Annotated in this window: 15 protein-coding genes; 3 read left to right on the top strand and 12 right to left on the bottom strand. The window is 49.9% G+C overall.

Features of this window, described 5'->3' with window-relative positions; genetic code table 11:
* Positions 1-67 precede the first annotated feature (67 nt).
* A complete protein-coding gene (locus RN22_RS03370) occupies positions 68-967 on the bottom strand; it encodes a LysR family transcriptional regulator (RefSeq protein ID WP_046303078.1) in 900 nt (299 codons plus the stop codon).
* A gap of 240 nt (positions 968-1,207) precedes the next feature.
* On the opposite strand from RN22_RS03370, the gene RN22_RS03365 reads away from it, so the two are divergent.
* A complete protein-coding gene (locus RN22_RS03365; RefSeq protein ID WP_052737481.1) occupies positions 1,208-1,984 on the top strand; it encodes a hypothetical protein in 777 nt (258 codons plus the stop codon).
* 47 nt (positions 1,985-2,031) lie between these two features.
* Here the strand turns inward: RN22_RS03365 and RN22_RS03360 are convergent, their stop codons facing one another.
* The 10 genes from RN22_RS03360 to RN22_RS03315 form a co-directional block, all read right to left on the bottom strand.
* Positions 2,032-2,781 (bottom strand): hypothetical protein, encoded by a 750-nt coding sequence (locus RN22_RS03360; protein ID WP_046303077.1) that lies wholly within the window; start codon positions 2,779-2,781, stop codon positions 2,032-2,034.
* A 487-nt stretch (positions 2,782-3,268) separates the two neighbouring features.
* Positions 3,269-3,493, bottom strand: coding sequence for a hypothetical protein (locus RN22_RS03355; protein WP_046303076.1), 225 nt, complete (start codon positions 3,491-3,493; stop codon positions 3,269-3,271).
* Positions 3,494-4,051, bottom strand: a complete 558-nt coding sequence (locus tag RN22_RS03350) for a DUF2380 domain-containing protein (RefSeq protein ID WP_231590836.1) — start codon at positions 4,049-4,051, stop codon at positions 3,494-3,496. It lies immediately after the preceding gene.
* The gene (locus tag RN22_RS03345; RefSeq protein ID WP_046303075.1) at positions 4,035-4,904 is read right to left on the bottom strand and encodes a quinoprotein dehydrogenase-associated putative ABC transporter substrate-binding protein; all 870 of its coding nucleotides are present in this window, start codon (positions 4,902-4,904) and stop codon (positions 4,035-4,037) included. Before RN22_RS03345 ends, RN22_RS03350 begins: the two co-directional genes overlap by 17 nt.
* Before the next feature lie 9 nt (positions 4,905-4,913).
* Positions 4,914-5,291, bottom strand: coding sequence for a hypothetical protein (locus RN22_RS03340; protein ID WP_046303074.1), 378 nt, complete (start codon positions 5,289-5,291; stop codon positions 4,914-4,916).
* 12 nt (positions 5,292-5,303) lie between these two features.
* On the bottom strand, positions 5,304-5,753 hold the full coding sequence (locus tag RN22_RS03335; protein ID WP_002539482.1) for a plastocyanin/azurin family copper-binding protein: 450 nt from the start codon (positions 5,751-5,753) through the stop codon (positions 5,304-5,306).
* 117 nt (positions 5,754-5,870) lie between these two features.
* Entirely contained in the window at positions 5,871-7,679 is a 1,809-nt protein-coding gene (locus RN22_RS03330) for a methanol/ethanol family PQQ-dependent dehydrogenase (protein ID WP_046303073.1), read from the bottom strand.
* A 512-nt stretch (positions 7,680-8,191) separates the two neighbouring features.
* Positions 8,192-8,977, bottom strand: a complete 786-nt coding sequence (locus RN22_RS03325) for a quinoprotein dehydrogenase-associated SoxYZ-like carrier (RefSeq protein ID WP_046303072.1) — start codon at positions 8,975-8,977, stop codon at positions 8,192-8,194.
* A 15-nt stretch (positions 8,978-8,992) separates the two neighbouring features.
* Positions 8,993-9,889 (bottom strand): quinoprotein relay system zinc metallohydrolase 2, encoded by an 897-nt coding sequence (locus tag RN22_RS03320; protein ID WP_046303071.1) that lies wholly within the window; start codon positions 9,887-9,889, stop codon positions 8,993-8,995.
* Positions 9,886-10,377: a rhodanese-like domain-containing protein gene (locus RN22_RS03315; protein WP_156168159.1), complete on the bottom strand. Its 492-nt coding sequence runs from the start codon at positions 10,375-10,377 to the stop codon at positions 9,886-9,888. The genes RN22_RS03320 and RN22_RS03315 overlap by 4 nt, the downstream gene beginning before the upstream one ends.
* 205 nt (positions 10,378-10,582) lie before the next feature.
* Between RN22_RS03315 and RN22_RS03310 the strand changes: the two genes are divergently transcribed.
* On the top strand, positions 10,583-11,518 hold the full coding sequence (locus tag RN22_RS03310; protein ID WP_046303069.1) for a LysR family transcriptional regulator: 936 nt from the start codon (positions 10,583-10,585) through the stop codon (positions 11,516-11,518).
* Between the two features lie 59 nt (positions 11,519-11,577).
* Here RN22_RS03310 and RN22_RS03305 read toward each other — a convergent pair whose 3' ends face one another.
* Entirely contained in the window at positions 11,578-12,198 is a 621-nt protein-coding gene (locus RN22_RS03305; RefSeq protein WP_002539493.1) for an FKBP-type peptidyl-prolyl cis-trans isomerase, read from the bottom strand.
* 237 nt (positions 12,199-12,435) lie between these two features.
* On the opposite strand from RN22_RS03305, the gene RN22_RS03300 reads away from it, so the two are divergent.
* A complete protein-coding gene (locus tag RN22_RS03300; RefSeq protein ID WP_046303068.1) occupies positions 12,436-13,059 on the top strand; it encodes an OapA family protein in 624 nt (207 codons plus the stop codon).
* Positions 13,060-13,079 lie beyond the last annotated feature (20 nt).

The following is a 13,079-nucleotide window of genomic DNA, read 5'->3' as shown; positions in this document are numbered from 1 at the left end:
GCTTAACTGATCGGCATTAACGCATCTGCGTCGCTTTTTTATCACCGTTCTGCACCTTTCTTCATGCTCACGCTTCATTGACCAGCTGAGACAATTTATTCCTCAACCACTGGTTGGCCGGGCTGTTTTGGTTTCGGTTATGCCAAATCATTTTGTGCTGAATCTTCCTCACGGAAAACGGCGGTGTCAGCGTACGCAGGTTAAACATCTCAGCGTACTGTTTGGCAATGATGGAGCTGGTAAAGCCGATACAGTCACTTCTGCTGATCAGTGCCATCATAGAGAGCAAGGAATCACATTCTGCACTGACTTTTCTGGGGCCCAGCAAATCATGGGTCAGAAAGTCAGCGAGCGTGATGTCAGAGCGCCTGGCGCGAATAGTGATATGTTTTTCCTGATAAAACTGAGCCTGTGTCACGGCGTCTTTGATTCTTGGGTGGTTTTTCGAACAGATCAGAACTGCATCTTCCTCTAAAAGCAGCTCGGCAGAATAAGATGGGTTGCCAAACATGGCCACGTCGATTGCCAAGTCAGCTTGCTGCAAACGCAGCTGATCCAGCACTTCTGTTTCTGTGTTGGGGGAAAGCACAAACTGGATGCTGCACCTTCCCATGGAATTTGATGCTTCAACCAAAGGTTGCAACAACTGCAGCGTGGTTTCCGTGGTCAGCACTTTGAATTGGCGCGATGTGTCCGGAGAAAATTGATTCAGATTACTCAACGCATTGTTTATCTGGATCAGGGCTGGCGAAATATCGTTTGCCAACTGGATCGCTGAGTGCGTTGGCGTAATGCCCCGCCCGTCACGAACAAACAGCTCAATCCCACCCAACTGTGCTTTCAGCCGCTTTAATGCGTTACTCACACCCGGTTGTGTCATTTCCAGTGCCTCAGCGGCCAGAGTGATCGAGCGGTGCTCATAGACGGCAATAAACACGCTGAGTAAGTTGACCGCTGGTTTATCCATTTCCCATCACCTTTTGGAATGATTTGATTAAAGTCTGCTTTATGTTTTGTTATGTGATACCAAGATAACCTTTTCACCGCAATGATTTAACGCGCTTAGCCGTGATGTTTTTTGTCCGAATGCGAGGCGCTTTCGAATGATTGTTTGGTGGCATCGGGGTTTATAAACCCTACCAGTGTGACCAATTCGCTTTCTGTTTGATTTTGGCGGGCTGTGCCCGTGTTTACTTGAGGCCACACTATGACTTTTCAACGCGATAAAGTTTCCTTCCCCATTTTGTTTTGCACGGCGGCATTGCCCCTTTCTGTTGTGGCAGATCAGAGCCTGACGGATGTACAGGACATGTCGGACCCTCTGGCGGTTTACACGCAAGCCGGGGTGGGAGTGACAAACAATGGCCTGAACTTCAAATTGGGTATGACATACGACACGGGTGACCCGACAACATTAGGGATGAACATTATTGAGTTGAAAGGGCTGGCGGGGGACTTTCTGCATCTTGGTGGGAATGACAGCTTCGATTCTGTCAGGTATCGCAACTTTGGGTTGGATACCAAGACAGGCTGGGGCTCCCAGATTGATGTTTCCTGGGACTTTGACCAAGATTTAGGTAGCGCGTCTTACAGTAAAATCCATGCTTTGCCAGCAATGGGTGCACTGCAGCTATATCCTCTGGCGGGTGTTGGCTTAACAGTTTCTGACACGGCTGAAATCAGAGGAAATGAGGTACCGATTGGCAGTGTGGGTTATGCCATTCCCTCTTCTTACCTTGTTGTAGGGTCTTACTCTAAGCTAACTATCACCGATGATATTTGGTTGAATTACAACCCGATGTACGTGAACACCCTGAACGACAATAGTTATATGAAAGGGGTGATGGATGGTTGGCATCATGAAGTGGCTGCCAGTTATCAAATCAACCCACGTCAGAATGTTCGATTGTTTGGCAACTTCTCTGATTCAGATATTGCAGGCTCTACACGGGATTGGCGGATGGAGTTTAACCACCAATTTTAACTAATTGATAAAAAAGCGATGCCAGGGCATCGCTTTTTTATGAGTGATTAATTGTAAACGTACTGCCAATTGATTGTGCCGGTACCCCTGACACACATCGCATAGGAATAAACATAGTTGTAATAGTAGTAGTAATAATTGCTTGCACTGACATACCAAGTGTTGTGCCAAGGGTATGAGGCGTTGACGTTGTTGTAATAATAGTAGTAATTGCTGTTGTAGAACCCGCCGCCGGTTAGGCTAAATCCTTCTGGACAGGTCGCTTGTGCATAGCTGTAGCCCCAGCCATAAGCAATAACACGGTCGAGATCTTCAATACCGCCACTGAATCCAGTTCCGGTTTGACCACCCGTAGTGGCACATACTACGGATCCGTCCTCGTTCACTGCTTGGATGGCTGAGCCGTCTGGACAATTTCCGTCAATGACGTTTTGTTTCATTTCAAGTGATTGTTCAAGTTGCGCTTGTTGTGCTTCCAGTGCAGCAATCAACAGACTATTTTGATCGATCTGATCTTGGAGGTCAGATACATCGTCGTTGGTACTGTTGATCTGTGTCTGCAAGTCTGAGTTCTGAGTTTGTAGAGTTGAGATCGCCCCTTCAACGGCTGAAATATGACCTTCGAGGCTGTCGACTCTTCCGACCAAAGTGTCTATTTGGGACTGAAGATCGGAAATCTGAGATTGTAAGTGTTGGAAAGGTTGTCCGTTGGGGGTCTCTCCATTTCCTTTTCCGTTTCCTGCATGAACGGCGATAGGAAGTGTTGCGATTAGTGCTGCGATTGCTAACTGTCTCATGGGAGTTACTCCGTTTGTGTGTCTGGCGACGTTTTGTTTGACGCTAGCAATCAGGTTAGTGTGGATCAGCGCCGCTTTTATGGACAGCGCTGTATAAGGCATTTTTCAGCGAATATTTATTAATTCTGTGCTGATGAAAAAGTTGAAAACGACGTTTATCAAATTGACACTCAATTTGAGATTCTTAAAGGTGAGACGCCGTGTGGGGCATTGTATTATGGCCAGAGGCATGGACGGATATGAGTAATTTTTCGGATTAGTTTATTTCATGAAAAAATATCAATGGCAGAAATGTTGAATAGGTTTCAAACGTTTTGAGTATATCTGTGTTGTTTGATTTTTAATTATTTTATTTTAGTTTCATGACGTTATTGATGGGGTTTTGTTTTTTGTTTGAACGCGATTTCTTTGAGGTAAAATCGCTTATTGCAAATAAAACTTATATGAAATGAGATTCTATAAAGTTTTTTTGTTGAATAATCCGAAACTAAGGATAGTTTTTGAACGTCCGGTCAACTTCTTCTAAGCACTGCTTTCTATCAGCGTTATTACGAATTTGGTAGCAATCGTCTTCGGCCATTTCGCGGCCAACATCGGCAGAGCAGGCGGCAAGGGTAAATACCATTAAGGTGGCGCAGAGAAAAGTTCGCATTGATGGTTGCCATTTGTGAGTCTGGGTTTGGGTCAGTGTAGCGAAATGACTGTGCTCCATTCAATCTTTGTCGACTGTAGGCTTGGACATAGCGCCAATTTGGCGCGCTATTTTACCTGCCATTTTATCTATGCCCCGTCGGTTCATCTCTTCTTGTTGGCCTTTGATTTCAACAATCAACTCGGGATAAGCCAGCCCTGTTTTCACATTAACGATCTGGCTTATCAGGTATGAAAACAGAAAGCTTGGCTTGTGAAGGCGGCTTATCACCACCCAGTCAGCCTCTATCGCCTGTCCTAATTGCGCTGTTGCATCGGCATGGTCGAACAAATAGCCGAAGCCTTGGTTGGCGTTTTTATAGGCCTCCGAAGGGATAGCCACTGACGTGTATCCGTGTGTATTGGCGAGAGCGTCACGTAGCATGGGAGCGAGACTGGCCGTGCGTTCGACCTCTTTGCTGTTATCGTCAACCTGGGTTAAGTCGCTGAGCTCAAAATCGAGCACCGCAAGGCGGCCTGAAGCACACACCGATACGCTGAAAAGCAAAGCCGTGATAGAAAGAGCTGTGAAAAAACGGGCAGCCAGGCTGCCCGTGTTGGGGTTAATCATCGTCATCATCAGGTCTTGGTTTGGAGGAGGCTTCAACAATAGGAACACCATAATCCTGAAGTATCATCGCGATTTGCGGCGCGTTGGCATCCATCGCCATTTCGACAGTTTCTTTCCATGGTCGCTCGCCATATCGCACGCCCATGGAGATGGCGAAATCAAAGACCTTACTGCCTTCGGATGTCATGGGGATAACGGCGAGATCGGGCTGAGCTTTGGCAAAGTACCCCGCAATCGGCCCCCAGATCACCAAAACGTCGAATTCACCCTCTGCGACGCGGTTGACCATCTTGCCCGGGTAATCTTCCGGATCGCCGTTCATGATGCGGTAAAACGATGTGTTGTCTTTAAACCCATTTTCACGCAGCCATGACACCGCGGGGGAAGGGGCAAACGCAGCAATTTTCAGTGACTGTTTCACCGCTTCTGGCAAGGCGGCGAGAGCCTGCTGGTTATCCACCGCTGCCAATGCCCCTTCTTTTTTGAACAAGAGGGAATAGGCGGAGCGGTAATAGGGCTTGGTGGTCGCCGCAATGTCGAACTGCACCGGTACACCGATGACTAAATCGCAGGCGAAACGTCCGTTATCGTCAGACCAATTTTTTAGGGTATTGCGGATAAAGCCCATGCGCTGGGGAAACCAGGCGTATTCCACATCGAGCCCGAAATAATCACCGAGTTGTTCAGCGATTTTATTCTCGAATCCCTGTTGTTCGCGGTTGGAATAGGGCAGGTTGTTGGGGTCTGCACACACACGGAGTTTATCCGGCAGTGGTGAAGGGAAAGTGGTGTCAGCAGCCAATGCATGACTGCCGAAAACCAAGGAAAAACCAAGGACAAGGAGGGGATAAAAAGATTTCATACGTACCTCCTAATTAGCCGCAGCGGTGACTTGTTGGGACACAAAGCATGTTTGCTCGGCTTCCTCACGAATGGCGAGAAGCCCTTTACGCGCACTGCGGCTGTCTTTGGATGAGCGGAAGTAACCTCCCCGCTCTCCCCGCATGTTGCGAAGGCGCACGAATGCATCGGCATGGACGTAGTCCTCGAAGGACATTTCGCTGGCAATCTTGTCGATCACGCAGCTGCAACCGTACATGTTCACATAGGTTGGCCCGCCTTTTAATGCCATGCATTCCTGCACGTATTTCACACGTTCAAGGGTGGGAAAGTCATTGGCACTGGCTGGTGTTGCCAGTAATAACAGGGCGGGGACGATAAGTGCGCTTATTCTTTTAACTGCTTGCATAAGCTGACTCCTCTACAAAACACCTTCAGCCTGAAGATGTTTTTTGAATTTCTTCAGCAGCCCTTTGGCAGGGAGCAGGGATTTGTCTTTTTCAATTTCGGCGAAGTAGGCCTCGATGGTGCCTTCGATGTCGGAAGGGTTACCGACCAGTAAAATGCCACCCATGCGGGCGCCCCAGTGAGGGGTACACTTGTAGACGTAGACGCCTTCATTATCGAAGACAAAACTCACGTCTACGCCGAGTTCAGTCTGAATTTTCTCTGTGCCTTCCGGCACCATGGCGTCAATCGTTTCAATGAGATGGGCGGGCATATTCGTCCAGCTCACCCTGTCTCCCGGTTGGAGAATGACGAACATGGGGTCGAATTTCACGCCGACGGCGCGCACTTCGTATTCTTCTGCAAAAGCGTTACTTACCAGCCCCAAAAACAATAAGAGTGACCCTATTAACTTCTTAGCCATACGCATTATCCTTTTGCTGCTTGTTGAGTGTAGATGCCAAAAAGGCAACTCAATCTGATGCAGTGCATCAGAGCTGAGAAAGGGGAGCAGATACTCCCCTTCGTTGTTATTTTTGATTTAGTTAGGCAGAGCGAAGACAGTCAGTACACCACCCAACTGGGTGTAGTCAGACAGTTTACGGTAGGCGCCTACCGCACCCAGACCATCGGTATCACCTTCCAATCCTGCGGCCATACCAATACCTGCCCAGCCACCGATACCGGAGAGCACAGCGACATATTGCTTGCCATCATGCATGTAGGTATTCACGTTGCCGATAATGCCGGATGGGGTTTTGAAGCGGTAAAGCTCTTTACCTGTCTTCTCATCCACGGCTTTCAGGTAGCCTTCGAGCGTGCCATAGAACACCACGCCACCACCTGTCGCCAGCGCGCCACTCCATACGGAGAATGGCTCTGGCAGTGACCAGACGATCTCGCCTTTTTCTGCATCCCAGGCAATAAAGTTACCCAGACCGCCATGGCTGTCTGGTGCAGGGAACATAGAAAGGGTTGCACCCACATAAGGCTGGCCAGCAGTGTAGGAGACTTCGAATGGTTCGTAGTTCATGCACACATGGTTGGTCGGCACATAGAAAAGACCGGTGCGTGGGCTATAGGTTGCTGGTTGTTGGTCTTTTGAACCAAGTGCAGCAGGACAAATGCCTTTGGTGTCGACATCCTCACCGTTTTGCGCGGTCGAGTACTTGGCGACAACTTGAGGACGGCCGGTTTCCATATCCACGTGGGTCGCCCAGTTCACTGCAGGGTCAAATTTTTCTGCGACCAGCAGCTCACCGGTTTCACGGTCGAGGGTGTAACCGAAGCCGTTACGGTCAAAGTGCACCAGCAGTTTACGGTCTTTACCTTTGAACTTCTTATCAACCAGAATCATCTCGTTGACGCCGTCGTAATCCCACTCATCATGCGGTGTCATTTGGTAGAGCCATTTCGCCATACCTGTGTCTGCATCGCGCGCCATGATGGTCATGGAGTACTTGTTGTCACCGGGACGTTGTGATGGGTTCCAGGTACTGGGGTTACCCGTGCCGTAGTAAATAAGATTCAACTCAGGATCGTAGCTAAACCAACCCCAGGTGGTGCCGCCACCGATTTTCCACTGATCGCCTTCCCATGACTCAAGACTTGAATCCTTACCAATAGGTTTGAGCATTTCAGTAGTTTTTTCAGGGTCGACCAGCATTTCTTCGTCTGGGCCCGTGCTGTACGCACGCCAGGCGACGCTGCCGTCTTTGATGTTGTAAGCGGTGAGATAACCACGGACACCGAATTCACCACCACTGATACCCGTGATGATTTTGTCTTTTACCACCAGTGGGGCGTTGGTGTTGGTCGCACCGACTTTCGGATCGCCATTCACCACTTTCCAAACCACTTTACCGGTGTTCTGATCCAGTGCGACGAGCGTGGTATCCGCTTGTTGCAGGAAGATCTTGCCGTCAGCGTAGGCAAGGCCGCGGTTGACTGTGTCACAACACATCACAGCGATAACCGACGAATCCTGTTTCGGTTCATACTCCCATTTGAGGGCTTTGGTTTTCAGGTCAATGGCGAACACTTTGTTGGGGAAAGGGGTGTGGATATACATGGTGTCACCCAACACAAGTGGCCCGCCTTCATGACCCCGCAGCACGCCGGTTGAAAACGTCCAGGCAACCTGAAGGTTTTTGGCATTCTCTGCGTTGATCTGATTGAGTGGGCTATAGCGTGTACCCGAGTAATCACCGCCCCACATGACCCATTGATTCGGGTCTTCCTGCAGCTTGATGAGCTCATCGTTCGCTTGCGACGCTGCGGGGAACAGCAGCGTAAGGGAGAGTGTGGCGACTGCTGCTAAGCAGCGGCGTAACCTTACAGCACCTATCATATTTATTTCCTCCGTGACAGCACGTTAAGCCGGACACCAAGGGCATCCTGACTTCGGCTTTATTGACTCAATTTGTCTGCGTGTTCCGCGGAGTTGTGGGGACGCTGTGCTGGCCAATGCTCGCTCTGTCTCTCAACCCTTTGTGGCGTGTTTGGCGACATTCACGATCTACAACTTAGGCGGTTTCGCGTTTATTGAATGAATCCAAAGATCATTTCACTTCAACGAAATGGCGCGGGCAGCCGTGCCGCATCGTGAGGTGAAAACGTCGTGAATTGAGTGTATGGCAGCTTTAGAGGTTGTGTGAGGAGGAAAAGGACACAACACTTTTGTCCGCGGGCAACAATGTTTAAGGGGTGGGATTGTGTGGCTAAGTCCCAGAAAAACCTGACACTTTATATGTCTTATTTTGGGGAATGATATCAATGGATGGCATAAGTGCCAGGTGCCATATCCTTAAAAGTCATTAGGATACGGCACTGCCTTTTGTCTGAGACTTCGCAAGGCTGATATCAGATGTCCCACTCACTGGAAAATTCACGCCCCGTGGAATCTTTCACGTCAGCTTTCAACTTGCCGCTTTTGCCTTTATCCAGATGAAAGGTAAAGGTGGGATTCTCACTGATGGAGATACCTCCGTTAAAGCGCATGACAGGTTCACCTTCGAGCGTAATATTCACATCACTCACGTAATCAGACGGGATCCAGTGGCGTGTGAGCTGGTCGATTTGCAGTCCGCTGTAGTTGGGGTGGCTGATTAACAGTTGCATCATGCGCGAATCATCCCCCGCCAGATCTTTCAGCTTCATCCTGCCCATTCGCTGGCGTGCCAGCATGTCATCAGCACCCGCGGGGGCTGAGCAACCACCCGATGCTTTCACGAACTTACTGTGCATATGCAGTTTACCATCGGCGGTTTGGGCGATCACCCGAACTGGGCTATAGGCATTGACCCTGACACGGGTAGCGATGTTTGCGATACCACTGTTCGGGCTCATGTCGAAGCTGCCGACAATCGGTGAAGGATTGTTGTCGACGATTAGGTGTATGCGCTCAATAGGATTTGTATCGTCCTGACGGACATTGACCTTTACTTCAAGTGGCACCAGTGCAGCGTCAATCGCACGTTTCGGTGCTGTGAGAGATACAATCTCCTCACTTTCTACAATGTCGGGTGAGCCAGGAAACAGGCTGTCACGGATCAGTGGCCAGGTGGCGCTGTCGGTTTCAGCTTCAGCAAAGCTTTGCAGTGGCAGCGCAGTGAGTAATGCCGATAGCAGCAGAGTGGTGATTTTCATCGGAGAGTCCTCTCATCATTCCCATTCCAACTCCTTGTAAGCCTGAATCACATTGCGAGGATGAAAGGCTTCGTAAAGCTTCCAGTCCCCCGGAGACGGCATGACGGTGGTGCTGGCAGTGTTGATATCGATGTTGTCGTTGATAGCGGCACGAACAGCTTGTGCCAGAGAAGAGAGATAGCGCGTTTGCTTTTCAAAAGCCTGTTTTGATTTTTGTAGTGGGCCATGCCCTGGAATCACCTGGCGAAACGGCAAGGCCTCCAGTTTTTTCGTTTCAGCCAGCCACCCCATCAGGTTGCCATCCAGGGTTGGCAGATGATCGATAAACAGCAGATCGCCAGTGATCAGCGTCCCTGAGCTTCGATCGAACACTGTGAGATCGTGGCGGGTGTGCGCCCGTTCATGGGGCGTCAGTACTAAGGTGCGGTTGCCGAGATCAAGCTCTGTGGTTTCATTGATCACCCGCGTTGCCCCAATCGGTGTGGTGCCGGTAAACCATGGGTTGGTCAGCCGTTGCAGGTAATAACCGGATTTGGCGTCAAAGTCGCCGGGATAACGGGCATGGGCGACAAACTCGGGCTTTTCATCGACAAAGGCAATGTTGCCGAAGTGATGATCGGGATGGACATGCGTATTGATCACAAAGTCGATAGGTAAATCGGTTTGCTGTCTTATGGCACGAAGCACCGCATTCCCCGCCCGTTTGCTGCCGCCTGTATCAATCACAGCAACGGCTTCGTCTCCGACAATAAAGGTGATGTTGGCGACCGGATCGCTGTCGACGGTAAACAGATCCGCAAGTTTGCCCTGATGCATGAAAACACCGGGGGCGACTTCACTAAACGCAAGTTCCAACGATGCTTGCACGGAGAATGGAAGCATTAGAAAAAGCATGACCAGCAGACGATTCATGGTCTTACCGGATACTGCGTTTCGAGCGCATAACCTGCCTCTTTCCAGCCTTTCACACCCGCTCGGTACCAATAGACTTCTTTAGCTCCCAGCTCAATTGCCCGTTTTCCTGCATTCCACGAATGCCAGCAATTGGGCTCGCAAAACACCACTACGGGGGCGTCATCAGGCAGTTGGTTTTTCAGCAGTTGGATAAGGGAGTCCGGTGCAATCCCGTGACCGACGTTGGCAAGCCATAGGGCATTCGGCAAGGTCTCGCGCGAAGGCTCAATCCAAAGCGTATCGGGTGAAAGGTTGTCGGGTTTGTTCGGAGCGGGGTAGACATCAATCAGTACAGGATGTCGCGTTTTGATAAAGGCAACCAGCTGTTCGGCAGACTCGATAACCTGACCGCCGGTTAATGCTGCAGGAACAGCTGACCGATAATTCTCTGTACGGTAATCACTGGGTTCCGGAACTGTTTCAGCACTGATGCTAGTGGCTTGCAATATATACAATATCGCGCATATGAAACTGATTTCCTTGGTTTTTTTAAGGATACTCATACTACTTTATTCTGATAATACTCATACCTTAGTAGGAGGTGGGCAGAGCACTACACATTATGGGTTAACATTAGGATAACAATCAGACCGTCAAGGGGCGGGTTTTATTGTTGCAGCCATCAATAAACTTCTTTTCAGTGGGGCAAAGATGAACCGTTGGAGTGGTGTTGAAGAATTTGTTGAAGTTGTCAACAGTGGCAGTTTTACCGCCGCCGCACGCAAGCTGGGCGTGTCGACTTCCCATGTCAGTCGTCGTATCGATGCACTGGAATGTCGGCTGAGTACCCGTTTGCTTTACCGTACAACACGACAAATCACGCTGACTGAAGTCGGCAAAATGTACTTTGAGCAATGTAACGATCTCATTGAGAAATTCGCTGAGGTGGAAGCATTGGTCACCCAAATGCAGACCGAACCGGTCGGCACATTGAAGATCACGGCACCGTCGGTGTTTGGTGAGAAGTTCATTGCGCCGCTCGCGAATGATTTCATTGAGGTGCACCCTAAGCTCAGTGTGGAGTTCCATTTCACCAATGACGTGGTGGATTTGGTGCATGACGGTTATGACCTGGCGATTCGCACTGGGGATCTGAAAGACAGTACCCTGATGGCGAAAAAGCTCGCGCCGCGAAAACTTTTCGTTTGTGCTTCGCCTGCCTACCTCAAGGAGTTCGGCGCACCTGCCAATTTAGAAGATCTGCAGAATCACAATTGCTTGGTCGGGCTGGTAGATATCTGGACGTTTCAGGATGGTGGCAATGCAGTCAACATCAAGCCGCATGGACGCTGGCATGGAAACAGTGGCAGTGCTGTGTTGGATGCAACACTTCGTGGATTGGGGCTGGCCCAGTTGCCGGATTACTACGTGAACCAGAAAATTCAGAGTGGTGAGCTGGTGGAAGTGTTGTCAGATTACCAAGCGCCAGATTCTGCAGTCTGGGCGGTGTATCCGTTTAACCGAAACCTGTCAGCTAAGGTCAGATTGTTTGTGGATTTCCTGTCTGATCACTTCCAGCACCACTTGCCCTGGATGGCAGAAGAGCATCCTGACAATGACGATGAGCATCGTGAAGCGGCGGGATAAGGCCGCACAACAGGCACAAAAAAAGCCAGCATGAATGCTGGCTTTTTTTTTCGCAAAACTTACAGGATATCCAGCAGTTCTACTTCGAATACCAGTGCTGCGAAAGGAGGGATCGCTGCACCCGCACCGCGCTCGCCGTATGCCAGATCTTGTGGGATGTACAGTTTCCACTTAGAACCTACAGGCATCATTTGCAGGGCTTCAACCCAACCTTTGATCACGCCGGTCACTGGGAATTCAGCTGGCTGGCCGCGCTCTACAGAGCTGTCGAACTTGGTGCCGTCAGTCAGGGTACCGTGGTAGTGAACGCGTACTTGCTTGTCAGAAGTTGGGATTTCGCCGTTACCTTCAACCAGTACTTCGTACTGCAGGCCAGATTCGGTCACGGTCACTTCGTCACGCTTTGCGTTCTCAGCCAGGAAAGCTTCGCCTTCTGCTGCTGCTTCTTTTGCTGCTGCTTGGCGAACTTCTTCTGCTTGGGTGTGCAGTTCACGCAGTGCGTTGTTGATCTCGTCGATCTCAATCTCAGGCATGTTACCCGCCAGAGCGGTTGCGATACCTTTCGCGATTGCATCTACGTTCAGACCTTCCAGACCAGAACCAGCCAGTTGCTGACCCATTTGCAGACCGATGCCGTAGCTAGCTTTCTGCTCTACGGTTTCCAGTTTTACATCAGACATGTCGTCTCTCTTTATTTGCGGGTTTAAAGTGGGCAAGGATAACAGTTTCAAGCTATCTGGGACAAATCGGTTTACAGTCGCAAGGTTGTAATTCAGACGGAATTCTTTGAAAGTACAAATGTCAGACAATTGTTCAGGTTAAGCCGACTGGCTGACATTTTGCTGATATTGCAGATCTAGTATTCAAGGTGATTGAATTCGTTGAGATACTGGACAATGAGGATCTTGAAAGAGGTAATGACCTTGAAAGGAAAGCGCGAAAAAGGAACAGCATCCGCCACGCCGCCCCTGGGCGAGGCAATCAAAAGCGCATTAGAAAAAGCGAAGGCCTCGCTGAGCCCGCTGGTTGAACGTGTTCAACCTTACTGGCAATCCTTGCCAAAACTGCATCGCACGGCGATTTCAGTGTTGGGCGCGTTGTTGGTGATGCTTTTGTTTTGGCCATCAAGCGATGACACAGCCCCTGAAACGAATACAGCCGGAGAGCGTGTGCCAGTGCCACTTGCGGTTGGGCAGCAGGAAGCCAGCAACGATGAAGGTTTTGATGCCGACGGTGATCAAGTCATCGCCACGCAGACAGTGGGCGCACAAACCGTGAATACGGACTGGGTGAACTATGAGGTGAAAGGCGGTGATACGCTGTCTAACATCTTCCGTGCACAGGATTTGCCGCTGCCAGACCTTTACGCCATCTCAGCGATTGAGGGTGACGATAAGCCTCTCAGCCGAATCCAGCCGGGACAATTGCTTCGCTTTAAGCGTAATGATCAAGGCACCTTGGACATGCTGCAGATTGAAACGTCAGGAGCGTCGGTGATTTTCTTCAGGCTGTCAGATGGCAGTTTTGCCCGCCGTAAATAATTGTTGAAAACAGAAAAGGG

The organism is Grimontia sp. AD028, from assembly GCF_000973155.1.
Classification (GTDB): Bacteria; Pseudomonadota; Gammaproteobacteria; order Enterobacterales; family Vibrionaceae; genus Enterovibrio; species Enterovibrio indicus.
This window is presented reverse-complemented; position numbering and strand designations above follow the sequence as displayed.